The organism is Gordonia sp. YY1 (genome assembly GCF_009872315.1).
GTDB classification, from domain to species: domain Bacteria; phylum Actinomycetota; class Actinomycetes; order Mycobacteriales; family Mycobacteriaceae; genus Gordonia; species Gordonia amicalis.
The window spans coordinates 438109-463754 of record NZ_WXYI01000001.1; the positions used below are offsets into that span (position 1 = coordinate 438109).

Here is a 25646-nt window from a genome sequence, read left to right on the forward strand (position 1 = left end):
GGCCTCCACGCGATTCGACGCTAATCAGGCCAACCCTACTAATCTCTGATGTGGTGTCTGGGTGGCTCGAGGGGACGACAAGAGAAGAAGTCCCGGAAAAGCATCGTCCGACCGTCAGCTGACCCACTGACCAACAAAGCACAAGGTCACGACGCCGTCTGCATCGTGACCTTGTGTGTGTAGTTGTGCTGAACTGCTCGTGGTGGGCGAAGGGGGACTTGAACCCCCACGTCCCGAAGGACACTGGCACCTGAAGCCAGCGCGTCTGCCATTCCGCCACTCGCCCGTGGCCGCCGGAGTTCCGGCGGGCATGCCGTCGAACTGGGTTCGTCCGGCGACTGGACGACGATAACAGCACCGCGCCCCTACTACAAAACCCGGGTCTCCGCGGGCATTCGCAGCGTCGGTGACCTGCGGCACCGGTGACTGGCCAGACACCTGGGGCAGGTGTTACACACGATGCACCAGTTGTCGCGGTGGCACAGTTATCCGTTGTTGTCGCTATCATCAAACAAGGCCATATGCACGGCGACACGCTCGAATGCCGCGAAAGGAGGTCTCGGTGGGGATCCTGCAACGAATTGAACGCAAGCTCGAAGGTGCTGTTGACGACGGCTTTGCGCGAGTTTTCGGTGGTCAGGTGGCTCCGCAGGAGATCGAGAACGGCCTGGCGCGCGAAGCCGAGGAGTCGCTGGAGAACCTCGGCGACGGTACCGTCCTTGCGGCGAACAGCTACACATTGCTGTTGAGTCCGACCGATCACGAGCACATCGCGGCGGAATACGAACTGAACCGCAAGACTTTCTCGAAGCATTTGGAACACTTCATCCATGACAACGGGTGGCAGACCTACGGCAAGGTCGTCGTAGAGTTCGAGCAATCGCCATCTCTACACACCGGGATCTTCCGTGCGCGCGGCACGGTGAACCCGGACGCACGGCCCCGACCGGTGCCGCCGCGTTCGGAGCAACCACACGGCGCGCCACCACCGAAGGCCCCTCGCCCACCGGCCGGTCCCCCGGCCCCGAATCCTCGCCCGGCCGCACAAGCCCTTCCCGCCGACGCCCTCGACCAAGGAGCCCCCAAGATGACTCAGAACCCCGGATACGACCAGCGCAGGGGCGCCGATCCCGCTTACGACCAGCAGGCCTACGAGCAGCAGGGCTACGACCAGCAGGGGTACGGACAGCAGGGCTACGAGCAGTACGGTCAGCAGCCCGGCTACGAGCAGGGGTACGACCAGCAAGGCTACGGTCAGCAGCCCGCCGGCTACGAACAGCAGGGTTACGGCCAGCAGCCCGGCTACGGCCAGCAGGGCTACGGTCAGCAGCCCGGCTACGAGCAGCAGGGTTACGGCCAGCAGCCCGGCTACGGCCAGGGCTATGAGCAGCCGGGCTACCAGCAACCCGCCGGCTACGAGCAGCAGGGCTACGGACAGCAGCCCGGCTACGGCCAGCCCGGATACGAACAGCAGGGCTACGGACAGCAGCCCGGCTACGACCAGGGTTACGGCCAGCAGGGCTATTCGCAGCAGGGCTACGGCCAGCAGCCGGCCGCCTACGACTACCAGGGCGGCTACGACCAGGGTTACGGCGCGGGACGTCCCGCCGCCGGTTACGCCCCGACGTCGATCACCCTGCTCCTCGAGGACGGCAGCAACCGCACCTTCCAGCTGCACGAGGGTTCCAACGTGATCGGTCGCGGCCAGGACGCGCAGTTCCGTCTGCCCGACACCGGTGTGTCGCGTCGCCACGTGGAGATCCGCTGGGACGGCACCACCGCGATGCTCACCGACCTCAACTCGACCAACGGCACCACCGTCAACGATCTGCAGGTCAACACCTGGGAACTCGCCGACGGCGACCGCATCCGCGTGGGTCACTCCGACATCACCGTCCGGTTCCAGTAGGCCCGGCAACCGCCGACGAACGCCCCGTGGAACGCGGGCGGCGATCGTCGCTGATCGAGGCGATCCGGCGACTGTGCGCGGGCGGTTGATACTGAACTGTCATATGTGAATGAACGGGTTAGGCGGAACTGCCCATAAGATGCACACGGGGTCCGCCGGTTGCGATCGGCAGTCGAGATCGACACCCGCCCGTACGGCTTGCCGAGTACGACTGAACCGAGATGTGACGGCGCTGGAGGTGAACACACGAGATGCAGGGCTTGGTGCTGCAATTGACCCGTATCGGGTTCCTGCTGTTGCTGTGGTTGTTCGTCTTCGCCGTGATCCGGACTCTTCGTGCCGACATCGCCTCGGCCGGCGGCATGCGCATCCCGCGCTACTCGGGTGGCGCGGACAAGCGTCGACGCAGCGGTGGGGTACGAGGCGCGGCCCGCTACCTCGTCGTCACGCACGGCGCCTTGGCCAACACCCGCATCAGCCTCGGCCAGCAACCGGTGCTGCTCGGCCGCGCCGACGACTCGACTCTCGTCCTCACCGACGACTACGCCTCGGAACGTCACGCACGTCTCTCCAGACGGGGTGACGACTGGTATGTCGAAGACCTCGGTTCCACCAACGGCACCTATCTCGACCGGTCCAAGGTGACGACTGCCGCGAAGGTCCCGCTGAACACGCCGATCCGCATCGGCAAGACCGTGATCGAGTTGCGCCCGTGACACTTGTGTTGCGTTACATCGCGCGCAGCGACCGCGGTCTCGTCCGGTCCAACAACGAGGACTCCTTCTACGCCGGTCCGCGCCTGCTCGCGCTCGCCGACGGCATGGGCGGACACGCGGCCGGCGAGGTCGCCAGTCAGCTCGTCATCCGTGCCCTGTCCGAACTCGACGAGGACGAGCCCGGCGGCGATCTGCTGAGCCAGCTCGACCGCGCCACACGCGCGGGCAACGAGGCCATCGCCGCGCAGGTCCACGAGGCGCCCGAGCTCGACGGCATGGGCACCACGCTCACCGCCATCCTCTTCGCCGGCAGCCGAATCGGACTGTGCCACATCGGCGATTCACGCGGCTACATGTACCGCGACGGTGTACTCAACCAGATCACCCGCGACGACACCTTCGTGCAGACACTCGTCGACGAAGGCCGGATCACCGCCGAGCAGGCACACACGCACCCGCAACGGTCGCTGATCATGCGGGCGCTGACCGGCAGCGAGGTCGAACCCACACTCACCATGCGCGAGGCCCGCGCCGGCGACCGGTACATGCTCTGCAGCGACGGGCTGTCCGACGTCGTGAGCGAGGAGACCCTCGCCGAAACCCTCGGCTCGATCGCGGATCCGAAGGAGTGCGCCGACCGCTTGATCGAACTCGCCCTGCGCGGTGGCGGCCCGGACAACGTGACCGTCGTCCTCGCCGACGTCGTCGACACCGAGTACGGCGACTCTCGCCCGATCGTCGGCGGAGCCGCCGGCGGCCACGAGGAGCACTACACCCCCGATCCCGCGACCGCTGCCGGGCGCGCCGCCGCGCTGCGTCCGCCGGCCGCCCAGCCGCAGCGCCCGACGGTCCTGACCGAGGACGACGCGCCGCCGAAGCACAAGAGCACGTGGCGTCGGTGGCTTGCCGTCGGTGTCGCAGTCGCGGTCGTCGTCGCACTGGTCGCCGGATTCTTCGCCGTCCGCGCGGTCGTGCAGAGAAACTACTACGTGGCCGCCGACTCCGGCGGGGACGTCGTGATCCATCAGGGTTCGCCGGCCGACTTCCTCTTCGTGTCGATGAGCGAACCCGTGACACGGGTGTGCGTCGAGAATCTCGACCAGGAGAAACCCACCTACACCTTCATCCCGTACGACGACACCTGCAAGATCTCGCTCAACGTCGACGATCTCGTGTCCGGACCGGCCCAGTCGGTGAAGAACGTGATGATCCGCGACCGCAGCGCCGAGGAGATCGAGGGCGTGGTGACCAAGGAGCTCACCTTCCGCTGCGACAATGCTCCGTCGTCGACTCCTCCGCCTCCGCCGTCCACGCCGACCCCGCCCCCGGCCTCGAGCGCACCGCCCGCTCCCCGTGCCTCCGCGAACCCGTCCGGCATCCCTCAGAGAGGTGCCACCGAGTCGGTGGCCCCGCCCGCACCGGGCGCTGCACCCACCGAGAAGCCCGCACCTCCACAGGACGCCGGTACCAGCTGCCGGCAGCAGGTGAGATGACTCAAGCCGCGCCCACCCCGCATGCCCCGCCTCGCGAGCCCGCGACGAGTACCGGCCGCAACGCCGAGCTACTCCTGCTGGTGTTCGCCATCGGTCTCGTGACAGTGGCCCTTCTCGTCGTCCAAGCCGCCCAGGGCCAGAACCTGACGTGGGACATCGTCAAGTACGTCGCCGCGTACACGGCGCTGTTCGGGATCGCCCACCTGGTCGTACGACGCTATGCGCCGCACGCGGACCCGATCCTGCTCCCCGTCGTCGCCGTGCTCAACGGGCTGGGTCTGGTGCTGATCCACCGCCTCGACCTCGGGTCCGGCAACACCGGTGAGTCGATCAACCCGACCGAGTCGACCAACAACGCCGACCAGCAGTTGCTGTGGGCCGGTCTGGGCATCATCGCGTTCTCGGCGGTGCTGATCCTCATCCGGGATCACCGCACCCTGTCGCGGTACGCCTACACCCTCGGCCTCGGCGGACTGATCTTCCTGATCATCCCGGCGATCCTGCCGAGCGCGTTCTCGGAGATCAACGGCTCCAAGAACTGGATCATCACGCCGTTCTTCTCGATCCAGCCGAGCGAGTTCTCGAAGATCCTGATCATCATCTTCGCCGCGGCGGTCCTGGTGTCGAAGCGCGACCTGTTCATCACCGCGGGCCCGCACGTCCTCGGCGTCGACCTCCCCCGCGCCCGCGACCTCGGCCCACTGATCGCCGCCTGGGCCATCGCCATCGCGGTGATGGTGGTCCAGAAGGACCTCGGCACGTCGCTGCTGATCTTCGCGACCATCCTGACGATGCTCTACGTGGCGACGTCCCGGGTCGAATGGCTGGTCCTCGGCATCGGTCTGTTCGCCATCGGCGCCGTGCTGGCGTGGTCGATCTTCTCCCATCTGCAGACGCGTGTCTCGGTGTGGCTCAACCCCTTCGAGGACTTCGACGGCTCGGGCTACCAGATCGGTCAGAGCCTGTTCGGCTTGGCCACGGGCGGTCTGTTCGGTACCGGCCTCGGTTCCGGACGACCCAACATCGTGCCGTTCGCCAACACCGACTTCATCATCTCGACCATCGGTGAGGAGCTCGGGCTCGCCGGGCTCACCGCGATCCTGCTGCTCTACATGGTGTTCATCCATCGCGGCCTGCGCACCGGCATCGCCGTCCGGGACAGCTTCGGCAAGCTTCTCGCGACAGGCCTGGCGTTCACCATCGCCATGCAGATCTTCGTCGTGGTCGGTGGCGTCACCAAGCTCATCCCGCTGACCGGTCTGACGACGCCGTTCCTGTCCTACGGCGGATCGTCGCTGCTGGCCAACTACATCCTCGTCGCGCTGCTCATCCGGATCTCCAACGCCGCCCGCGAACCCGATCCGGTCAAGAAACGTCCGGCGGCCAAGCCGGTGGACGCGCTGCCCACCCAGGTGGTGAAGCGCCGATGAACAAGCCTATCCGGAACGTGTCGATCGCGGTGATCGTGATGATCGTCGCGCTGCTCGCCAACGCCACCTACGTCCAGGTGTTCAAGGCCGACGCCCTGAAGACCGACCCGCGCAACAACCGGGTGCTGCTCGACGAGTACTCGCGCCAGCGCGGCCTGATCACCACCGCCGACGGCACCGTGATCGCCCTGTCGGTGCCCATCGACAGCCGCCTCAAGTTCCTGCGTCAGTACCCGCGGGAAGGCGCCGAGGCATTCGCGCCGGTCACCGGCTACTACTCGTTCCAGTACCTGGCGAGCCAGATCGAGCACTACGAGAACTCCATCCTCAACGGATCCGACGACCGGCTCTTCGGCCAGCGGTTCATGGACATGTTCTCCGGCCGCGACCCGCGTGGCGGGAACGTCGTCACGACGATCAACCCGAAGGTCCAGCAAGCCGCGTACCGCGCCATGCTCAACGGGCCGTGCGACGGACCGTGCCGCGGCGCGGTGGTGGCGCTCCAGCCCAACACCGGCAAGATCCTGGCGATGGTCTCGACCCCGAGCTACGACCCCAACAAACTCGCCAGCCACGACCAGGAAGTTCGTGAGAGCAGCTGGGAGGCGTGGAACCGTCCCGGCGACACCGCACAGCCGATGCTCAATCGCGCGATAAGCCAGCTGTACCCGCCGGGGTCGACCTTCAAGGTCGTCACCTCGGCGGCCGCGCTCCGCGACAACATCACCCCGGGCATCCGCCTCACCGCGTCACCGAGTTTCCCGCTGCCGGGCACCAACGTGTCCCTGCCGAACTACGGCGGACAGGCCTGCCCGGGATCCTCGGGCGGAACCGTGTCGCTGGAGACGGCGTTCAAGTACTCGTGCAACACCGCGTTCGCCGAACTCGTGACGGAGAAGATGTCGGACGCGATCCCCAAGTTCACCGAGACCGCGAGCCTGTTCGGCCTCGATCAACCCGGCCCGGACATCCCGATCCCCGTCGCCGACTCGACCGTGGGTCAGATCCCGTCTCTCGACGTTCTCGCACAGGCATCCATCGGACAGCGGGATGTACGGCTCACGCCGCTGCAGAACGCCATGATCGCGGCGACCGTCGCCAACGGAGGGGTGCGTATGCAGCCGTACCTGGTCGATAAGCTCCAATCGGCGGATCTGCGAACCTTGCAGACCACACCGCCGAACACCGCCAACAAACCGATCACACCGGAGCAGGCGGCCGAGCTGACATCGATGATGATCGAGTCCGAGCGCTCCACCGCGGGCGCCGGCGGACCGGTGTCCATCGCGTCGAAGACCGGCACCGCCGAGAGCGGTTCGAGCACCGAGACACCGTACGCCTGGTACATCGCGTTCGGACCGTCGTCGAATGCACAGATTGCCGTGGCCGTCGTGGTGGAGAATGGACAATTCGGTGCGGACTCGGTCGGCGGGACCGTCGCCGCACCGATCGGACGAGAAGTGATCAACTCACTGGTGGGAGGTGGCAGTCGATGACCCTGCAGAACGGCACCACCATCGGTGATCGTTACCGGCTCATCCGTCTGATCGCGACGGGCGGCATGGGCCAGGTGTGGGAAGCCCTCGACACACGCCTGAACCGTCGTGTCGCGGTGAAGGTCCTCAAGGCCGAGTACACGAGCGACCCGGAGTTCATCGCGCGGTTCCGCGCGGAGGCGCAGACGACCGCGAAACTCAACAACCCGGGCATCGCCAATGTCTTCGATTACGGCGAGACGCCGGATTACAACGGTGGCGACCCGCTGGCCTATCTGGTGATGGAACTGGTCGACGGTGAGCCGCTGAACTCGGTGATCTCGCGTCTCGGCCGGCTGTCGCTGACCAACACGCTCGACATGCTCGAACAGACCGGCCGTGCCCTGCAGGCCGCGCACAGTCAGGGTCTGGTGCACCGCGACGTCAAGCCGGGCAACATCCTGATCACTCCCACCGGCCAGGTGAAGATCACCGACTTCGGTATCGCCAAGGCCGTCGACTCCGCCCCGGTCACCAAGACCGGGATGGTCATGGGCACCGCGCAGTACATCTCTCCCGAGCAGGCCACCGGCGACGAGGCGACGGCCGCGTCCGACGTGTACTCGCTCGGCGTCGTCGGCTACGAGGCCCTCACCGGCCGGCGCCCGTTCCTCGGCGACGGTGCGATCACCGTGGCGATGAAACACATCCGCGAATCACCGCCGCCACTGCCGTCCAACCTGCCCTCGGGTGTCCGTGAGCTCATCGAGATCACGATGGCCAAGGATCCACGCCAGCGTTACGCCAACGGTGGCGAGTTCGCCGACGCGGTGGCCGCCGTCCGCGCGGGTCGCCGACCCCCGCGGCCGGGTGCCGTCGCCGGCGCGGCAGCGGGTGCTGCCGGGGCCGCGGCGCTGGGGGCCGCCGTCGCGACACGCGCCACGACGTCGCCGGGCACCGCTTCGCGTCCCGTCACACCGCGTCCGACGTCCCGGACGGCGGTCGCGCCGCCACCGGACAACAGCTGGACGACCGGCCAGAAGGTCCTCGCCGGTGTGGCCGCCGCGCTGCTGGTCGGTGCGATCGGCCTGATCGGCTTCTACCTGGTCAGCAGCGGTGGCAGCGATGCCGCACCGCCGGCCCCGTCCACCTCCTCGACAGTCACCCAGACCACCACTGTGGCCCCGACCGAGGAACCGACGGAGACCACGACCACGCGGCGCCCGACCCGCACCACCACGCGGGAGGAGACGACCACCAGCGAACAGACGACGGAGACGACGACACCGGCTCCGCCGACGACCACCGAGGACACGACGGACACCGGTGCCGCCACCGGTACCCCGTGCTTCCCCGGCGTGCCGTTCCCGCTGTGCTAGACCCCCGCGCCATGCTGACATCACGTCCGACCACCACACCGAGCTGAGATCCGAGGCTGACCCCGAGGCAGATGACGACACCACACCACCTCTCCGACCGCTACGAACTCGGCGAAACGCTGGGTTTCGGTGGCATGTCCGAGGTGCACTATGCCCGGGATCTGGTGTTGCACCGGGACGTGGCGATCAAGGTGCTGCGCGCCGACCTCGCGCGTGATCCGTCGTTCTACCTCCGGTTCCGGCGGGAGGCCCAGAACGCGGCGAAGCTGAATCACCCGACGATCGTCCAGGTCTTCGACACCGGTGAGGCCGAGACCGAGGACGGTCCGCTGCCGTTCATCGTGATGGAGTACGTCGACGGCGACACCCTGCGTGACGTGTTGCGCGCCAACGGTCCGATCGCACCGCGGCAGGCGATGACGTGGATGGCCGACGTCGCGGCCGCGATGGACTTCTCACACCGCAACGGCATCGTGCACCGCGACATGAAGCCGGCGAACGTGATGATCGACAAGTCCGGCGCGGTGAAGGTGATGGACTTCGGCATCGCCCGCGCGATGAGCGACTCGACGTCGACCATGACGCAGACGTCCGCGGTGATGGGCACCGCCCAGTACCTGTCGCCGGAGCAGGCCCGCGGCATCAAGGTCGACCCGCGCAGCGACATCTACTCGATGGGTTGTGTGCTCTTCGAATTGCTCACCGGAGAACCGCCGTTCACCGGTGACTCACCCGTCGCGGTCGCCCACCAGCACGTGCACGAGGACCCGCCGTGGCCGTCGCACGTGCGCCCCGACATCCCGCGTGAGCTCGACTCCGTCGTGCTCAAGGCGATGAGCAAGAACAAGGAGAACCGGTATCAGTCGGCCGCGGATCTGCGCGCCGACCTGATCCGGGTGCTCGCCGGCGGCAAGCCGTCGGCGCCGATGCTGCTCACCGACGAGGAGCGCACCGAGTTCATCGACACCGGGCCGCGACGCCCCACCCGGTCGGAGACGACCGGGCCCCGGCGCGCCGTCCCCGCGCGGGCCGGCGGCAACCATCGACGAGACGACGCATACCGGGACGACGCCGACGACGAGCCGCCACGCCGAAGGTCACGCCGGCTGATGGCCGGCGCGATGGCCGCAGTGGTGCTGCTCGTCGGAACGCTGTTCCTCTGGTCCCCGTGGAGTTCGGGGTCCGATCCCGAGGTCACCGTGCCCGCAGTCGCCGGACTCAGTTCCGACGACGCCCGGTCCTCCCTCGAACGCGCCGGTTTCGAGGTGCGGGTCCTCGAGGAACCCAGCCTCGACGTCGGGCCCGGACTGGCCACCAGGTCGACGCCGGGCGAAGGGGTCCTGGCGGCCGAGGGATCCGAGGTCGCCCTGTACATCTCGACCGGTCCACAACGGCACCGGATACCGTCTGACCTGGTCGGGAAGACCCCGTCGGAGGCGCAGGACGCCCTCAAGGTGCTCGGGTTCACCAACGTCAGGACCGAACGTGTCGACTCGACGATCGACATGAAGGACAAGGTCGTCTCGACCGCACCGAAGATCGGCACCGAGGTGCCGGTGAACGGCGCGGTGGTCCTCAACGTGGGCAACGGCCCCAAGGAGATCACCGTCCGCGACGTCGTCGGCATGCCGGCGGACCGCGCCCGCGCGGTCCTCGAAGAGCTCGGTATGACGGTCGAGGTGATCGCGGTCGACTCGGAACAGCCCGCGGGCGAGGTCATCTCCACCTCTCCCGGGCCCGGTTCGACGGCCGAGCAGGGCAGCACGGTGCAGCTCTCGGTGTCCCGTGGCAACCTGTTCACCGTGCCGAACCTGCGGGGCAAGACGCCCGTCGAGGCCCAGGCATCCCTCGAGCAGGCCGGGTGGGAACGGTCGACGCTGACGCGTCAGACGCGCAACGTGCCACTGAACAGTCCCGACAGCGGACGGGTCATCGGGCAGGACCCCCCGGTGGGATCGAAGGCGCGCAAGAACGGCGCGATCACCATCGTCGTCGGTCAGGCCAGCCTGCTGCCGAACTGACGGACGCCCGGTCGGCAGGGTCGGATCACGTCAGCCGACCGCGCTGGCCATCTCCGCTTCGAGCGCCGCGACACGTGCCTCGTCGACCTCGATTCCGCAGATCTCGAGCCAGTTGGCGAGCATCCGGTGCCCGCCCTGGGTCAGAACGCTCTCGGGGTGGAATTGCACCCCGTGGATCGGCAGCTCGCGGTGGGCCATCGCCATCACGATGCCGGACTCGGTGCGTCCGGTGACGACGAGCTCGTCGGGGATCGTCTCGGGCAAGACGGTCAGCGAGTGGTAGCGGGTGGCGGTGAACGGATCCGGCAGGCCGGCGAGCACACCCTTGTCGTCGTGGAAAACCAGCGAGGTCTTTCCGTGCAGCAGTTCCGGAGCTCGGTCGACGGTCCCGCCGAAGGCAGCGCCGATCGCCTGGTGCCCCAAGCACACGCCCAGCAGGGGGAGTTCCTCGGCAGCGGCCACCTCGACCATCGGCATCGTCGCACCGGCACGCTGCGGGGTGCCCGGTCCCGGGCTCAGCAGCACTCCGTCGAATCCGGCGACCGCCTCACGCAGATGTTCGGCGTCGAACGGGGTCAGACGCGGGTCGTCGTTGCGCCACACGACGGCCTCGACACCGAGCTGACCCAGGTATTGGACCAGGTTGTAGACGAAGCTGTCGTAGTTGTCGATGACCAGGATGCGGCTCACGGACAAAAGGCTACCGCCGAAAGCGGGTACCGCCGTCAGCGACCTGGTGAGATACCGTAGAAGTCGAGTGTTTCCGACCCCGGACCGCTCGTCGCCACGACGTTCGGGACGCCAGGGCACGCATACGACCGCTGCCGCGGTACAGCACAACAGAGGATGTCATGCCGAAGTCAAAAGTCCGGAAGAAGACCGACTACACGATCAACACCGCGAGCAGGACGCCGGTCAAGGTCAAGGCCGGCGCTTCGAGCACCATCTACGTGAGCGTGATGCTCGGCCTGATGCTCTTGGGGCTGGCCTGGCTCGTCGTCTACTACCTCGCCGCCACCCCCACCGCGTACGGCGGCGAGGGTCAGGTCCTCCACTGGATGGCGCAGCTCAACTCCTGGAACTTCCTCATCGGGTTCTCGCTCATGGTGGCCGGCCTGTTGATGACCATGCGGTGGCGCTGATCGCATTGCCGCTCATGTGCCGGACGAATCGCTCTGAACTGCGGAAACACATGTGTGTAAGTTGTCCACAGTGTGGAAATAACATGTGTGTAAGTTCTCCCCACTGTGAGTAACTCCTGTGGATAACTCTGGCGACTCATCCACACACGCATGGTCGACGCCCGTCGGCGCGGGAGTCGCGGGCTGCCTCGGAGGAGTGATCCTGCTCGGCGGCGCGGTTCTGGTGTCCAACGACCCGGGCGGCTCCGTGCTCATGGGAATCGCCGGCATCCTGCTGGTCGGCCTGGGTGTCTACACGCTGGTCGTCCGGCCGCGCCTCGAACTCACCGCCGGATACCCGGCCACGCTGACCGTCCGCGGTCTGACCGGGCGACGCAGCTACACGCCCGACCGCGTCGAGCGCATCCGGCTGTTGTCGATGCGCCGCGTCGGGCGTCGGGTGGGACAGCTCGAGATCGACGTCCTCGACGACGACGCCGAACCCGTCCGCCCGAATGACGGAACCGGGAGAGACGGACCCCGGGACGACACCCGGTTGCTGGTCTTCAGCCGATGGGATCTCGGCACCGACCTCATCTCGGTCGTCGACGAACTCCGCGCTGCGGGATTCCACGTCGACGACGACAGATGACGTGTGAACGTCAGCGGATGTAGGTCAGCCCGTCGTAGGTGACGCCCCCGGCGATCCCCAGGCCGAGCGCGACGACGAAGAGCACGCCGAGCGCGATCCAGCCGACCCGGCCGGTCGCCTGCGGGGTCCGGCGCCCCTCGGGCAGGACCAGTCCCGGGAGATACACGACGGCTGCGGTGGCCGCGGAACCGAAGGCGAGACCGCCGAGGTGCCCCAGGACGGAGATCCCGGGCAGCGAGAACGACAGGACCACGTTGAACCCGATGATCAACAGCACCGGCACCGGCGAGACCCGCGCCTTGAGGATGATCACCAGCATCGCGCCCATGAGGCCGTAGATGGCGCCCGAGGCGCCCGCGGTCAGGGCGCGGTCGTTCTCGAAGAGCATGACGGCGGCGCTGCCGCCCAACAGGGCGATCAGATACACCGCGAGGTAGCGGGCCATGCCGAGCGCGAGCTCCAGGTCACGGCCCAGGATGTAGAGCGAGAGCATGTTGACGGCCACATGCATCACGCTGAAATGCAGGAAGCCGGACGTCAGCAGTCGCCAGTACTCGCCGGCGGCGACGTCGCTCTTGAGCAGATCTCCGGAACTGAAGATCGTGGCGGCCCCGGGGTCGCCGAAGCCTCCCTGCACCGCGCACAGGAGGAAGACCAGGATGTTGATCCCGATCAGGGTGTAGGTGACGTAGGGCTTGCCCTCGGACAGCCGGGTCCTGGCCATCCTCCGGATCCCGCGGTCGCCGAAGGCCGGCGTCTGCTGGATGCCGTCACCTCGAAGACATTCGAGACAATGCTGGCCGACCGACGCCGGTCGAAGACACTCCGGACACGCCGGCCGCCCACACCGGCTGCAGGACAGGCCGGTGGGACGGTCGGGATGCCGGTAGCACACCGCCCGCTGGGGGGCGGTGTGTTCCGGAGTGGTCAGTTGACCTCGATCTTCTCGATGACGACGGCGTCGAGCGGACGATCCTGACGATCGGTCGACGTGGTCGCGATGGCGTCGACGACCTGCTGCGACGCGGGGTCGGTGACCTCACCGAAGATGCTGTGGCGACGGTTGAGGTGCGGGGTCGGGCCGACGGTGATGAAGAACTGCGAGCCGTTGGTGCCCGGCCCGGCGTTGGCCATGGCGAGCAGGTACGGACGATCGAACTGCAGCTCGGGATGGAACTCGTCACCGAACTGGTAACCGGGGCCGCCCATGCCGGTGCCGGTCGGGTCACCGCCCTGGATCATGAAGCCGGCGATCACACGGTGGAAGACCGAGCCGTCGTAGAACGGTCCGGAGTTGCCGCCGGACGCGTTCGGCTTGCTGTACTCCTTGCTGCCGTCGGCGAGGCCGACGAAGTTCTCGACTGTCTTCGGCGCATGGTTCGGGAACAGGTCGACCTTGATGTCGCCGCGGTTGGTGTGGATGACTGCGGAGGTTTTCTGAGTGGTCACCCCACCATCCAACCACTTGTGGCCTTTCGGGTGGTCGGGAGATGGCTCTCAAATGCATGGATCCGATTCCGCAGACGTGGTCGGCGCGCGCAGGGTCACACGATCCGAGGTGGCATCGGCGGCCGTCCGGCTGGCACTCTGGTCGACATGCCGAAGAACTACCTCGTCGTCGCGGTGACCGTGCTCGCAGCGGCGCTCATCGCAGGTGCCGGCGCGGTCATCCTGCGTCGTACGCGCCAGGATCCGCCGCCGGTCTCCCCGACTGTTCCCCGCGTCGAAGAGGTCCGTCAGGCCCTCGTGGAGAGCACGGAATCACAGGCCTCGTGACGACACCGCCGACGGTCGATCCGGGCGTCGGCGGCGTCCACGGGTAATTTGAAACACGTGACCTCAGACGACGAGCGCTCTACGACCACGCCCGCCTCCCCCGGTGGCGCGTCCGAGCGGGCACGCGAGCTGTGGTCGATGTCCGACGACGCGAGGCCTCGCGACCCGGAACCGACCCGTTCCGGTCCGAGCGGCGCCGGCCCGGTGCCCACCGGCGGATCCCATGGCACCGCCCCCTGGGAGCGTGTTCCGAGCGCACCCATCAGTGCACCCTCCCCGCCCCGCGGTCGTGACGTGACCGAACCGAACCGTCCCGGGCCCAGCGGATCCTTCCCACCCGCATCGGGTGGCCCGACGCCCGGTGGTCCCACATCTGCCCAGCGTCCCGGTCCGCCTCCCGGCAGTCCCCGTCCCTCGGGCGGACCCGGCGGGCACGGCGGTCCGCGTCCGCAACCGCCCGGCACGAACGGTCCCCGCCCCGGCGGTGACCCGGGTCCTCCCCCACGTCCGGCCGGCGCGTACACGACCGGGCCCCGTCCGCGGCCGGTTCCGGGTGATCCGCAGGGCAATCCCCGTCCGATGCCCCCTGGCGCCCGGCCCCCGGCCGGACACCACCCGCCGCCCGGAGCCCCCCTCCAGTCGCCCATTCCTGGTGCGCCGCAAGGTAATTCGTCGCAAGGTGATCCCTCGCAACGCACCGGTGCACCACGTCCGGACGCGCTCGGTGCCCGTCCGGGACCGCCCCCGTCTCGTCCGGAACCGTCTCGTCCGCGCCCGGAGCTCGACGGCGAGACGTCCGACTCAGACGACCGCACGGTCTTCGCGCCGGTCTCCCAGGCCTACTCAGCAAACAACCCAGCACTCGAGGACGATCCGGAGGACAACGTGGCTCCCCAGTCCGGCCCACGCCTCAATCGCACGGCCGTGTGGGCCCTGGTCCTCTCCGGGCTGGGCATCACCTCCGTGATCGGTCTCGTACTCGGCTACCGCGCGCGGGCCCAGATCCGTCGCACCCGGGAGGCCGGACTGCCGTTCGCGAACGTCGCGATCTGGTTGGGCTGGGCCTACCTCGGCGTGCTGGTGTTCGGGCTGCTCGTCTACGGCTGGATCCTGTTCGTCGCCTGATGCGATTCTGCGCGGCACTATGACATCGGTCTCAGCGGAAACGGGCGAATCGCCTTCCTCGAGATCGCGGATCGGCACCGAATTGTGCGCCGTTTCGGTAGGAAGATCTGATAGCGGAAAAGAGGCTCCATCCAGCGCGTTCCCGGTCACGGCGAGCCGCGGGGTCGCGCCGAGGAGATCCCGGCGCGCGTGAACGTACTCGCGCGTAATGGCTTCGGTCCGCAACTATCGATCTGTTGAACCACCTCGCGTGTGCCGAAAACACCCTCGGCACGACGAACCGAAGGAGTCGGTGATGTTCTCCCGAATCGCCATCGTCAACCGTGGCGAGGCCGCAATGCGCCTCATCCACGCCGTCCGTGGCCTGTCCGCCGAGACCGGGCAGCCGATCGAGGTCATCGCGCTGCACACCGATGTCGACGCCGCCGCCACCTTCGTGCGCGAAGCCGACATCGCCTACGACCTCGGTCCCGCCGCGTCGCGCCCGTACCTCAACATGAAGGTGCTCGAGCGCGCCCTGCTGGAGACCGGCGCCGACGCGGCGTGGGTCGGCTGGGGCTTCGTCGCCGAGGACCCGGTGTTCGCCGAACTCTGTGAGCGGATCGGCGTCACCTTCGTCGGTCCGTCGCCCGACGCGATGCGCAAGCTGGGCGACAAGATCGGCGCGAAGCTGATCGCCGAGGAAGTCGGTGTGCCGGTCGCACCGTGGAGCCGCGGTGCCGTCGACTCCATCGACGAGGCCCTGACCGCGGCCGCCGACATCGGCTACCCGCTGATGCTGAAGGCCACCGCCGGCGGCGGCGGGCGCGGCATCCGCGTCATCAACAACGACGACGAGCTGCGCGACGCCTACGAGCGCACCCGCGACGAGGCCGCCCGCGCCTTCGGCAGCGGCGTCGTCTTCCTGGAGCGCCTGGTCACCGGTGCGCGCCACGTCGAGGTCCAGGTCATCGCCGACGGTCAGGGCACCGCGTGGGCGCTCGGCGTCCGCGACTGCTCGGTCCAGCGTCGTAACCAGAAGGTCGTCGAGGAATCGGCATCGCCCGTCCTCTCCGAGGAGCAGGTCGCCGAGCTCAAGGCCTCCGCCGAGCGGCTCGCCGTCGCCGTCGGCTACCGCGGCGCCGCCACCGTCGAGTTCCTGTACCACCCCGGCGAGAAGCTCTTCGCCTTCCTCGAGGTCAACACCCGACTCCAGGTCGAGCACCCGATCACCGAGATCACCAACGGCTTCGACCTCGTCCGTGCCCAGCTGCACGTCGCGTCCGGCGGCAAGCTCGACGGCGAACCGCCGCGCGAGCGCGGACACGCCATCGAGGCGCGCCTCAACGCCGAGGATCCCGACCGCGACTTCGCACCGGCCCCCGGTCGCATCAACCTCCTCGAACTGCCGGCCGGCCCGGGTATCCGCGTCGACACCGGCGTGAGCGAGGGCGACACCATCCCCGCCGACTTCGACTCGATGATCGCCAAGATCATCGCCTACGGACGTGACCGCGACGAAGCGCTCGGCCGCCTGCGCCGGGCGATGCGCGAGACCCGCGTGATCATCGCCGGTGGCGCCACCAACAAGTCCTTCGTGCTCGAGCTGCTCGACCAGCCCGAGGTGATCGACGGCAGCGCCGACACCGGCTGGATCGACCGCGTCCGCGCCGAGGGCCGCCTGGTCGCGAACCAGCATTCGGCGATCGCACTGATCGCCGCCGCGATCGACGCCTACGAGGAGCAGGAGCAGGTCGAACAGCAGCGTCTGATGTCGACCGCCTCGGGCGGCCGTCCGCAGGTCCAGCACGACAGCGGTCGTCCGCTCGACCTCAAGCTGCGCGGCGCCACCTACCGGGTCCGCGTCGCGCGGATCGGCGCGCATCGCTTCCGTGTGAGCATCGAGGCAGGTACCGACACCCGCACCGTCGACGTCGAGCTCGAGCGCTTCGACGACCATGCCGCCCAGCTCGTGGTCAACCGTGAACGGTTCCGGCTCGTCACCGACACCCACGGTCCCGTCCACCTCGTCGACGTCGACGGGATCACCCACCGCGTCAGCCGCGACGAGGGCGGCATCGTCCGCTCGCCGGCACCCGCGCTGGTCGTCGCCACTCCGCTGCAGGTCGGCGACGAGGTCGAGGCCGGCGCCCCGGTGCTGGTCCTGGAGGCCATGAAGATGGAGACCGTGTTGCGCGCTCCGGTCCGCTCACGTCTCAAGGAATGTGCGGTGTCCGTGGGCGCACAGGTGGAGACCGGAGCGACGCTGCTGCGGCTCGAACCGCTCGCCGACGAGGACGAAGAAACTCCGGAGGAAGTCGCGGGCGTCGACATCGAGCTGCCCGTCGAACCCGAGGTCGAGGCCGACGAGCGCACCACCCGTACGCAGGAGGACCTGCGCGCCCAGCTACTCGGCTACGACGTCGACCCGCACGACCGCACCCGTCTCCTCGACGAGTACCTCGCGGTGCGGCGCGCCGCGATGGCCAGCGGTCGCCGGCCGCTCGCCGACGAGCTCGAACTCATCACCGTGTTCGCCGACATCGCCGAGCTGAGCCAGAACCGGCCGTCCAGCGACGAGCTCGGCGTCGAGCACGTCCACAGTGCGCGCGAGAACTTCCACACGTACCTGCAGAGCCTCGACGTGGAGCGGGACGGCCTGCGCGCCGCCTTCCACGATCAGCTCAGCCGGGCGCTGCGGCACTACGGGGTCACCGAGCTCGACCGGACCCCGGAGCTCGAGGCCGCGGTCTTCCGCATCTTCCTGGCGCTGCAGAACCCGACCGGGTCCGTCACCGTCATCAGCACCCTGCTGCGTGAGTGGCTGCAGGAGCCGACGCCCCGCGACGAGCTGCGCGACGACGTGGGCCCCGCCCTCGACCGCCTGATCGCCGCGACCCAGATGCGCTACCCCGCGATCGCCGACCTCGCCCGTGGCGTCGTCTACGCGTGGTACGGCCAGCCGCTGCTGCTCCGCGATCGTGCCCGCGTCTACAGCAACGTGCGCAAGCAACTCCGCTACCTCGACGAGAACCCGAACGCCGCGGACCGCGACGAGCGCATCGACAACATGGTGCGCAGCACCGAGCCGCTGGTCCGTCTCCTCGGCCAGCGCATCGAGCGGGGTAGCACCGACAACCGGGTGATGCTCGAGGTCCTGACCCGCCGCTACTACGGCAACAAGGGGCTCTCGGACATCCGCAACCACGAGGCCGGCGGCACGACCTTCGTCGTCGCCGACCGCGAGGGCGGCAGCCTGATGTCCGCGGCCGTCGGTTTCGCGGCGCTGCCGTCGGTGCTGGAGGGTCTCGGCAAACTCGCCCGGGGCGCGGCTGCGGTCGACTCGGACATCTATCTCAGCTGGGAGCAGCAGCCGAACGACTTCGACGTGCTGGCCGAGACGCTGCACGAGATCGTCTCCAACGCCTCACTCCCCCCGCAGGTCCACCGCGTCACGATCACCGTGGCCGGCAGCGGCGATGCGCGGATGCACCACCACGTCACCTTCCGGCCGTCCGCGACCGGCATGGCGGAGGAACGACTCATCCGCGGTCTGCACCCGCACATCGCGCAGCGGATGCGGATGGAGCGCCTCCGCAAGTTCGACCTCACCCGGCTCTCCTCGGCCGACGACGAAGAGGTGTACCTCTTCCGTTGTGTTGCAAGGGAGAACCCGTCCGACGAACGGCTCATCGCGTTCGCTCAGGTGCGTGACCTCACGGCGGTCCGCGAACCCGGCGGACGTCTGTTGACGCTGCCCACCGCGGAGGCGACGCTCGCCTCGTGTGCGGACTCGATCCGCCGCGCCCAGCGCGGAGCGGCCCGTCCGTCGAGCACCAACCGCATCGTCCTCTACGTGTGGCCGCCCATCGACGACGACGCGTCGATCCTCGACATGATCGCCGGTCACATCCGCGGTGTCACACAGGGAATCGGCCTCGAAGAGGTCCAGGTGATCGCTCGTCGGCGCAATCCCGAAACCAGGGATCTCACCAAGGTGTCGATTCACTTCTCGCTCACCGCGACCGGCGAATTCGACGTCAAGGTCGGGGAACCGTCCGAGACCCCGATCGAGCCCGTCGACGAGTACCGACAGAAGGTCAAGCGCGCCGCGGCACGCAACACCGTCTATCCGTACGAGTTGGCCGAGATCCTCGGTGAATTCACCGAATACGACCTCGACGCCGAGCATCGTCTCGTCCCGGTCGACCGACCCAAGGGCCGCAACACCGCGGCGATGGTCGCCGGTCTGGTCACCACCCCGACCGAGAAGTTCCCCGAGGGCGTCACCCGCGTGGTCCTGCTCGGCGATCCCACCAAATCGCTTGGTGCGCTGTCGGAACCGGAGTGCAGCCGGGTCATCGCCGCACTCGATCTCGCCGAACAGATGCAGGTGCCGCTCGAGTGGTACGCGCTGTCCTCGGGCGCCCGGATCTCGATGGACTCCGGCACCGAGAACATGGACTGGGTCGCCCGCGCGCTGAAGCGTGTCGTCGAGTACACCCAGGCGGGTGGCGAGATCAACATCGTCGTGGCGGGCATCAATGTCGGTGCGCAGCCGTACTGGAACGCCGAGGCGACGATGCTCATGCACACCAAGGGCATCCTGGTCATGACCCCGGATTCGGCGATGGTCCTCACCGGCAAGCAGTCGCTGGACTTCTCCGGCGGTGTCTCGGCCGAGGACAACTTCGGCATCGGTGGTTACGACCGCGTGATGGGCCCGAACGGCCAGGCGCAGTACTGGGCACCGAATCTCGGTGCGGCACGCGATGTCCTGATGTCCCACTACGAGCACACCTACGTGCTTCCGGGCGAGCGCACCCCGCGTCGTGCGATCACGACCGATCCGTCGGACCGGGACGTCTCCGATTACCCGCACGTGCTCGCCGGCAGCGACTTCACCACGGTGGGTCAGGTCTTCTCGCGGGAACACAACCCGGATCGCAAGAAGCCCTTCGACATCCGCACCGTGATGCGCGCCGTCGCCGACCAGGATCACGTCGTCCTCGAACGCTGGGCCGGCATGGCCGACGCCGAGACGGCCGTCGTGTGTGACGTCCACCTGGGCGGCATCCCGGTGTGCATGCTGGGCATCGAGTCGCGTGAGGTCGCGCGTCGTGGCTACAAGCCGACCGACGGACCCGACACGTACACCGCGGGCACGCTGTTCCCGCAGTCGTCGAAGAAGGCGGCCCGCGCGATCAACGTGGCCAGCGGCAACCGTCCGCTCGTCGTTCTCGCGAACCTGTCGGGGTTCGACGGTTCGCCGGAGTCGATGCGCAAACTGCAGCTCGAGTACGGCGCCGAGATCGGCCGGGCGATCGTCAACTTCCGCGGCCCGATCGTGTTCTGCGTGATCTCGCGCTATCACGGCGGTGCGTTCGTGGTGTTCTCGAAGGCGCTGAACCCGAACATGACCGTGCTGGCCATCGACGGTTCGTTCGCGTCCGTGCTCGGCGGTGCGCCCGCGGCCGCGGTCGTGTTCGCCGGTGAGGTCGCCAAGCGCGTCGCCGCCGATCCTCGCGTCCGCGAGCTCGAGGCGAGCGTCGCCGAGTCGTCCGGTACCGATCGCTCGAGCCTGAACGCGGAACTCGCCGACATCCTGCAGTCCGTTCGTGCCGAGAAGATCAGCGAGATCGCCGCCGAGTTCGACAAGGTGCACAGCATCCAGCGGGCCGTCGAGGTCGGTTCGGTCGACGCGGTCATCGGTGCCGAGGAGCTGCGTCCGCGGATCATCGGGGCGATCGAGAACTCCCCGGCGTGGGGCAAGACGGACTCGCATGCCGTGAGTTCCTGACCCTCGGAGTCCTGAACTCTCAGCACAATCGCCACCTCCGGCGGAATCGCTATCAGTAGATAGCGAACCGCCCGGGGTGGCGATTGTCGTATGTGGGCGTGTGATCAGTTGGTTCTTCTTGCGGGCGGGACGTTCGTCCTCCCGGCGTGTTCTGCGTGCCATGGGTGTCTCCTGAGGTCGTGGTTCACCAGCTGGACTTGTGGATACCGGGCAACTCTCCGCGATGAGCGAGTTCGCGGAACCGCACACGGGAGAGACCGGCCTTCCCGATGTATCCGCGCGTTCTACCGGTCCTCCTTGAAATCGACGTGGGCGCGGGCGATCGGGTCGTACTTGCGGAGCACCAAGCGGTCCGGGTCGTTGCGGCGGTTCTTCCGGGTCACGTAGGTGTATCCGGTACCGGCCGTGGACCGGAGCTTGACGATGGGCCGGATCTCGTTGCGCGCCATCAGATCTTCTCTCCTCGTGCGCGCATCGTGCGCAACACGGACTCGATGCCGTACCTGTCGATGGTCGAGATCCCCTTCGTACTCACCCGGAGGGTGATGTACCGGCCCTCGCTGGGGACGAAGTACCGCTTGCGCTGGATGTTCGGGTCCCAGCGACGCGACGTACGCCGATGGGAGTGCGAGACCTGTTTGCCGAAGCGCGGTTCACGGCCGGTGACCTGGCACCGTCGAGACATGACGTCCTCCTTATTGACAATGATTGGCATTAGTGTCGCGGCCACGGTACCGTCGACCTCACGTAAATGGAAATGATTCTCAATAGCCAGGAGTGTTGCCGTGTTCGAGCCCGACGCCGCCGACGGTCAGGTGCGCCACCTGCCGGCCGACATCCGGACGCCAGTCGTCCTGGTGACCGGCCTCGACCGGCCCGTCCTCTCGCGGATCGGCGACGCGCTGGAGGCCGACGCCGGAACGGTGCAGGTCCATCACGATCTGCGACACGTCGGCGAGGGCCGGGTGGTGCGAACACTGAGCTGGCGGGAGGCTGATGGTCGGCGGCGCGACGGGGTCACCGTGATCGAACTCGCCCACGGCTGTGTGTCGTGCACGCTGCGGGAGGACCTGCTTCCCCTGCTTCGGCGTCTTCATCGGCGATCGTCGGTGCGGCGCATCGTGCTCACGCTCGACCCGATTCTGGAGCCCGAACGGGTGGCCTGGTCCATCGAGCACGTCATCGTCGACGGCATGTCCGGCATCCCGGCGGCACCGGCAGCACTGGACGTACGGGTCGATTCCACGATCACCGCTGTGGCAGAACAGGATTGGCTGGATTCCGCGACGGGCGACCGCATCCTCGGCGAAGTATTGCCCGTCCCGCCCGACGACGAGCGCACACTGGCACAGGTCGCGGTCGGTCAAGTCGCCTTCGCGGACGCCCTCGTCGTCGCCGGAACGGATCCCAGCACTCGGGACGCCTGGGAATCCGCTCGTCTCATGGCCGTCCTCAAGCGGCTGGCACCGCAGGCGCCGATGATGTTCGAGCTGCCGGAACGCCCGGTCAGTCCCCTGCTGATGGAGCAGCTGGTCACCGCGATCCCGCGATCCTCGCGCCGGGGGCGCATCGACGGACCACACGACCCGCTCCTCGCCGATCAGCCCTCCCTCGACCCTGATTGCGGTGTCACCTGGATGGAGTTCACCGCCGACCGGCCACTCCATCCCGGTCGCCTGCACGACGCGATCGATTCCCTTCTCGACGGCGTGGTCTGCGCCCGTGGGCGGCTGTGGCTCGCCACGCAATCCGACGAGGCGTTGTGGCTGGAGTCGGCCGGCGGCGGTCTGCGCGTCGCACCCGGAGGACGCTGGCTGGCCGCGATGGACGACGACGAACTCAGGCAGGTCACACCTGAGCGGCGCGCACTCGGCGCGCTGCGCTGGGACGACGACCACGGCGATCGCCATTCGTCGTTGGTCGTGCTCGTCCACCGCGGCGTCCCGGACGACATCGCCGAGGCATTACGCAACGCCTGCGTGAACGACGTCGAATTCGCTGCCGGACAGGAGTTCTGGTCAACGTTCGACGATCCTTTCGGACGGTTCCACGCAGACCCCTGCGACGACGTCGACGACATCGTGGTCCCGATGGCCGACAGTCCCATGACCGGGGATCCATCCGACAACTGACCCGGCGACCACGACCACGTGGACCGACGGAAATGTGTACCCGCTCATCGTCATCGACGTCACCAGCGACTCGCACCCCTTCTACACCGGGTGTCCACCATCCCCGACGTCGCGGGGCGGGCCGAGAAGTTCCGGCGCCGGTATCCACATCTGGACCGGTGACGTATCGCCGATCCTCAGGCATGGTGGAGAGATGGCGGACAACGAGCAGCCCGACTGGACGACCACCGAAGCCGACCTGAAGGCCGACCCCGACATGCCCGAGCAGCCCGGCGAACGAGACGGCCCGGGGTCGGTGTTCCCCTCGGCCGACGACACCCCGATCGGTGAGACCAAGCGCATCGCGGAGGAGAAGGCCACCTACGACGCGGCGCCGGCCGATGCCGATTCGAGCAGGGATCATGCGGTCGGCGGATCGGAGGGCACTGCCGATGGCCAGTGAACGACGCACCATCGTGCTGACGGGTGCCAGCGACGGGATCGGTGCCGTCGCGGCCCGCGCGCTGGCCGGGCCCTCGACGAATCTGGTGATCGTCGGACGGTCCCGACGGAAACTCGCGCCGATCGCCGCCGAAACCGGTGCGACTCCGTTCACCGCCGACTTCGCCGATCTCTCCGAGGTGCGTGAGCTGGCCACTCAGATCGCCGGCACCGTTGACTCCATCGACGTCCTGATGAACAACGCCGGTGGGACGTTCTCGCCGTCGATGCGGACCGCAGACGGACACGAGCCGAACTTCCAGATCAATCACCTCGCGCCGTTCCTGCTGACCAATCTGCTGCGCGACCGACTGGCCGCCGGCGGTCCGTCGCTGGTCCTGAACACCTCGAGCGTCGGCAATCTCGCCGGGAGTGTGGATCTCGACGACCTGGACTTCGAGCGACGCAGGGCATTAGGCGGACGAACCTACGGCACCGCGAAGCTGATGAACATCCTGTTCACCCGCGGCATCGCGCAGCGCTGGACAGATGACAAGATCTATTCCGCCGCAGTGCATCCCGGTCCGGCGGCGACCAGTTTCGGTCGGGATTCGCGACTCGTCGGCCTGGCCTACCGATCCCCGCTTGCCAAGCTGGTGACCATCACACCGGAGCAGGGCGCAGCACCACTCATCGCACTCGCCGAGCGCGGCGCGGATCCGTCGGTCAACGGCGTCTATTTCAGCCGCCACAAGCCGAACGGACGCGAGAACCGTCAGGCACACGACCAGAGGCTCATCGACGGCCTGTGGGAGAAGTCGACGGAACTGACCGGGCTCACCTGACCCGCTGACGGGTCATCCCAACCGAAGGAGAGCAAGATGACACACAACATTCTCTTCGTCATGACCGGCGCCGATGCGTGGACGCTGAACGACGGATCGAGTCACAAGACCGGATTCTGGGCCGAGGAGGCGGCGGCGCCCCTCGAGGTCTTCCGCAAGGCCGGCTACTCGGTGACCGTCGCAACGCCGGGCGGCGTGCGTCCACCGGTCGACGAGGGCAGCCTCAGTCCCGACGCGGTCGGTTCCGCGGAACGCGCCGACGAGATCCGGAATGTGGTCGAGACCGCTCCCGAACTCCAGAAACCCATCTCGCTGTCCGACGTGAAGATCGCCGATTACAACGCCGTATTCGTGCCCGGCGGCCACGGACCGATGGAGGATCTCGCGGTGGACGCCGATGCCGGCGCGCTCCTCATCGCCGCCGACCAGGCCAAGAAGACGATCGGCATCGTCTGTCACGGACCCGCGGTCCTGCTGGCCGCGAAGGGCGAGGACGGCGTGAACGTCTTCTCCGGCCGCACCGTCACATGCTTCGGCAATGCCGAGGAGCAGCAGGCCGGGTTGGCCGACAAGGCACCCTGGCTTCTCGAGGACCGGCTCACGCACGAGGGCTTCAAGGTCACCCTCGGACTGCCGTGGACCGTGCACACCCAGGCCGACGGCAACCTGCTGACCGGGCAGAACCCGGCGTCGTCGGAGAAGCTGGCGCACGAGGTCGTGCAGCGGGTGAAGAAGATGGCGGAGGAGTCGGCGTAGCGCCGGTCAGGCCGGTAACAGCCCCGTGACGAGCGCATCGACGATGTCGTCGATGCGCTCGTCGGGCAAGAGCGGTCCGGTGAGCTGATCGAGGATCAGCCCGTCCACCGCGTAGTGGAAGAGCGCGATCTCCCGCGCCGATCCGGGCAGGCCGGCCTGCTCGTTGAAGGCCACGTCACCGGCGAACCCGGTACGACGCCACGTGCCGATGATCTCGGCGACCTCGGGTCGTCGAATGCCCTCGAGCCGTAGTTCGATCAGCGCGATCGTCACGTCGCGATTTGCAAGAAGCCGTTCGACGATGTTGCGCAGGTACTCGGCGAAGAGCTTCTGACTCGGCGGCCGGCCGGCGCGCTCGGCAATGAATTCGTCACTGGGCGCGAGACGCTCACCGATGCGCTCGACCAGCCCGTGGAGGAGCGCTGCCCGGTTCCGGAAGTAGTTCGTCGTCGTGCCCTGCGGAACGCCCGCCTCCCGATCCACTGCACGGTGCGTGAGTCCCCGTGCGCCCGCTGTCGCGAGCACCGTCAGTCCGGCGTCGGCGAGTGCGCGGCGTCGTTCGTCGTTTCGGACCATGGCAAGAACGATAGCGCGAACCACTACAGCTGTTGTACATT

Annotated in this window: 22 protein-coding genes, 1 tRNA gene and 2 pseudogenes; 17 read left to right on the forward strand and 8 right to left on the reverse strand. The window is 67.8% G+C overall.

What is annotated here, in order from left to right:
* Window positions 1-200: 200 nt before the first annotated feature.
* Window positions 201-286 (reverse strand) — tRNA-Leu (locus BPODLACK_RS02005).
* A 276-nt stretch (window positions 287-562) separates the two neighbouring features.
* Here BPODLACK_RS02005 and BPODLACK_RS02010 point away from each other — a divergent pair.
* From BPODLACK_RS02010 to pknB, 7 genes are all read left to right on the forward strand, one after another.
* A complete protein-coding gene (locus tag BPODLACK_RS02010; protein ID WP_159404594.1) occupies window positions 563-1909 on the forward strand; it encodes a DUF3662 and FHA domain-containing protein in 1347 nt (448 codons plus the stop codon).
* Between the two features lie 251 nt (window positions 1910-2160).
* Window positions 2161-2625: an FHA domain-containing protein FhaB/FipA gene (locus tag BPODLACK_RS02015; protein WP_006437475.1), complete on the forward strand. Its 465-nt coding sequence runs from the start codon at window positions 2161-2163 to the stop codon at window positions 2623-2625.
* A complete protein-coding gene (locus tag BPODLACK_RS02020; protein ID WP_159404595.1) occupies window positions 2622-4118 on the forward strand; it encodes a PP2C family protein-serine/threonine phosphatase in 1497 nt (498 codons plus the stop codon). Before BPODLACK_RS02015 ends, BPODLACK_RS02020 begins: the two co-directional genes overlap by 4 nt.
* Entirely contained in the window at window positions 4115-5548 is a 1434-nt protein-coding gene (locus BPODLACK_RS02025) for an FtsW/RodA/SpoVE family cell cycle protein (RefSeq protein ID WP_024497913.1), read from the forward strand. Before BPODLACK_RS02020 ends, BPODLACK_RS02025 begins: the two co-directional genes overlap by 4 nt.
* On the forward strand, window positions 5545-7044 hold the full coding sequence (locus tag BPODLACK_RS02030; protein ID WP_024497914.1) for a peptidoglycan D,D-transpeptidase FtsI family protein: 1500 nt from the start codon (window positions 5545-5547) through the stop codon (window positions 7042-7044). The genes BPODLACK_RS02025 and BPODLACK_RS02030 overlap by 4 nt, the downstream gene beginning before the upstream one ends.
* Window positions 7041-8402 (forward strand): protein kinase domain-containing protein, encoded by a 1362-nt coding sequence (locus BPODLACK_RS02035; protein WP_159404596.1) that lies wholly within the window; start codon window positions 7041-7043, stop codon window positions 8400-8402. The genes BPODLACK_RS02030 and BPODLACK_RS02035 overlap by 4 nt, the downstream gene beginning before the upstream one ends.
* Window positions 8403-8473: 71 nt before the next feature.
* Window positions 8474-10423: a Stk1 family PASTA domain-containing Ser/Thr kinase gene (gene pknB, locus BPODLACK_RS02040; protein WP_159404597.1), complete on the forward strand. Its 1950-nt coding sequence runs from the start codon at window positions 8474-8476 to the stop codon at window positions 10421-10423.
* A 30-nt stretch (window positions 10424-10453) separates the two neighbouring features.
* On the opposite strand, the gene BPODLACK_RS02045 is transcribed toward pknB, so the two are convergent.
* Window positions 10454-11113: an aminodeoxychorismate/anthranilate synthase component II gene (locus BPODLACK_RS02045; protein ID WP_159404598.1), complete on the reverse strand. Its 660-nt coding sequence runs from the start codon at window positions 11111-11113 to the stop codon at window positions 10454-10456.
* A gap of 161 nt (window positions 11114-11274) precedes the next feature.
* On the opposite strand from BPODLACK_RS02045, the gene crgA reads away from it, so the two are divergent.
* Together crgA and BPODLACK_RS02055 are read left to right on the forward strand one after the other, a co-directional pair.
* Window positions 11275-11565 (forward strand): cell division protein CrgA, encoded by a 291-nt coding sequence (gene crgA / locus BPODLACK_RS02050; RefSeq protein WP_096272635.1) that lies wholly within the window; start codon window positions 11275-11277, stop codon window positions 11563-11565.
* 118 nt (window positions 11566-11683) lie between these two features.
* Entirely contained in the window at window positions 11684-12196 is a 513-nt protein-coding gene (locus BPODLACK_RS02055) for a PH domain-containing protein (protein ID WP_159404599.1), read from the forward strand.
* A 10-nt stretch (window positions 12197-12206) separates the two neighbouring features.
* Here the strand turns inward: BPODLACK_RS02055 and BPODLACK_RS02060 are convergent, their stop codons facing one another.
* Together BPODLACK_RS02060 and BPODLACK_RS02065 are read right to left on the reverse strand one after the other, a co-directional pair.
* The gene (locus BPODLACK_RS02060) at window positions 12207-12920 is read right to left on the reverse strand and encodes a rhomboid family intramembrane serine protease (protein ID WP_159404600.1); all 714 of its coding nucleotides are present in this window, start codon (window positions 12918-12920) and stop codon (window positions 12207-12209) included.
* Window positions 12921-13123: 203 nt separating this feature from the next.
* The gene (locus BPODLACK_RS02065) at window positions 13124-13645 is read right to left on the reverse strand and encodes a peptidylprolyl isomerase (RefSeq protein WP_006437485.1); all 522 of its coding nucleotides are present in this window, start codon (window positions 13643-13645) and stop codon (window positions 13124-13126) included.
* A 147-nt stretch (window positions 13646-13792) separates the two neighbouring features.
* Here BPODLACK_RS02065 and BPODLACK_RS02070 point away from each other — a divergent pair, with 147 nt between their 5' ends.
* The 3 genes from BPODLACK_RS02070 (at window position 13793) to BPODLACK_RS02080 (ending at window position 20876) form a co-directional block, all read left to right on the forward strand.
* Complete coding sequence (locus BPODLACK_RS02070; RefSeq protein ID WP_096272627.1) at window positions 13793-13972, forward strand: hypothetical protein; 180 nt, start codon at window positions 13793-13795, stop codon at window positions 13970-13972.
* Window positions 13973-14857: 885 nt separating this feature from the next.
* A complete protein-coding gene (locus BPODLACK_RS02075; RefSeq protein ID WP_159404601.1) occupies window positions 14858-15097 on the forward strand; it encodes a DUF4190 domain-containing protein in 240 nt (79 codons plus the stop codon).
* Between the two features lie 295 nt (window positions 15098-15392).
* Window positions 15393-20876, forward strand: a complete 5484-nt coding sequence (locus BPODLACK_RS02080) for an ATP-binding protein (protein ID WP_159404602.1) — start codon at window positions 15393-15395, stop codon at window positions 20874-20876.
* 184 nt (window positions 20877-21060) lie between these two features.
* On the opposite strand, the pseudogene BPODLACK_RS02085 reads toward BPODLACK_RS02080, so the two are convergent.
* From BPODLACK_RS02085 to rpmB, 3 genes and pseudogenes are all read right to left on the reverse strand, one after another.
* Window positions 21061-21165 (reverse strand): annotated as a pseudogene (locus BPODLACK_RS02085) (30S ribosomal protein S14); the annotation flags it as partial.
* Complete coding sequence (gene rpmG / locus BPODLACK_RS02090; protein WP_159404603.1) at window positions 21161-21325, reverse strand: 50S ribosomal protein L33; 165 nt, start codon at window positions 21323-21325, stop codon at window positions 21161-21163. The gene rpmG and the pseudogene BPODLACK_RS02085, both read right to left, overlap by 5 nt.
* Window positions 21325-21561 (reverse strand): 50S ribosomal protein L28, encoded by a 237-nt coding sequence (gene rpmB / locus BPODLACK_RS02095; protein WP_159404604.1) that lies wholly within the window; start codon window positions 21559-21561, stop codon window positions 21325-21327. Before rpmB ends, rpmG begins: the two co-directional genes overlap by 1 nt.
* A gap of 100 nt (window positions 21562-21661) precedes the next feature.
* Here rpmB and mrf point away from each other — a divergent pair, with 100 nt between their 5' ends.
* The 5 genes and pseudogenes from mrf (at window position 21662) to BPODLACK_RS02120 (ending at window position 25029) form a co-directional block, all read left to right on the forward strand.
* Complete coding sequence (gene mrf / locus BPODLACK_RS02100; RefSeq protein ID WP_159404605.1) at window positions 21662-23008, forward strand: ribosome hibernation factor-recruiting GTPase MRF; 1347 nt, start codon at window positions 21662-21664, stop codon at window positions 23006-23008.
* Window positions 22992-23170: pseudogene (gene rpmE / locus BPODLACK_RS02105) on the forward strand (50S ribosomal protein L31). Before mrf ends, rpmE begins: the two are co-directional and overlap by 17 nt.
* A gap of 31 nt (window positions 23171-23201) precedes the next feature.
* Window positions 23202-23450: a hypothetical protein gene (locus BPODLACK_RS02110; RefSeq protein WP_024497922.1), complete on the forward strand. Its 249-nt coding sequence runs from the start codon at window positions 23202-23204 to the stop codon at window positions 23448-23450.
* Entirely contained in the window at window positions 23440-24273 is an 834-nt protein-coding gene (locus BPODLACK_RS02115; protein WP_159404606.1) for an SDR family NAD(P)-dependent oxidoreductase, read from the forward strand. The genes BPODLACK_RS02110 and BPODLACK_RS02115 overlap by 11 nt, the downstream gene beginning before the upstream one ends.
* A gap of 36 nt (window positions 24274-24309) precedes the next feature.
* Window positions 24310-25029 (forward strand): type 1 glutamine amidotransferase domain-containing protein, encoded by a 720-nt coding sequence (locus BPODLACK_RS02120; RefSeq protein ID WP_159404607.1) that lies wholly within the window; start codon window positions 24310-24312, stop codon window positions 25027-25029.
* Between the two features lie 6 nt (window positions 25030-25035).
* On the opposite strand, the gene BPODLACK_RS02125 is transcribed toward BPODLACK_RS02120, so the two are convergent.
* Window positions 25036-25605 (reverse strand): TetR/AcrR family transcriptional regulator, encoded by a 570-nt coding sequence (locus BPODLACK_RS02125; protein ID WP_159404608.1) that lies wholly within the window; start codon window positions 25603-25605, stop codon window positions 25036-25038.
* Window positions 25606-25646: the final 41 nt, after the last annotated feature.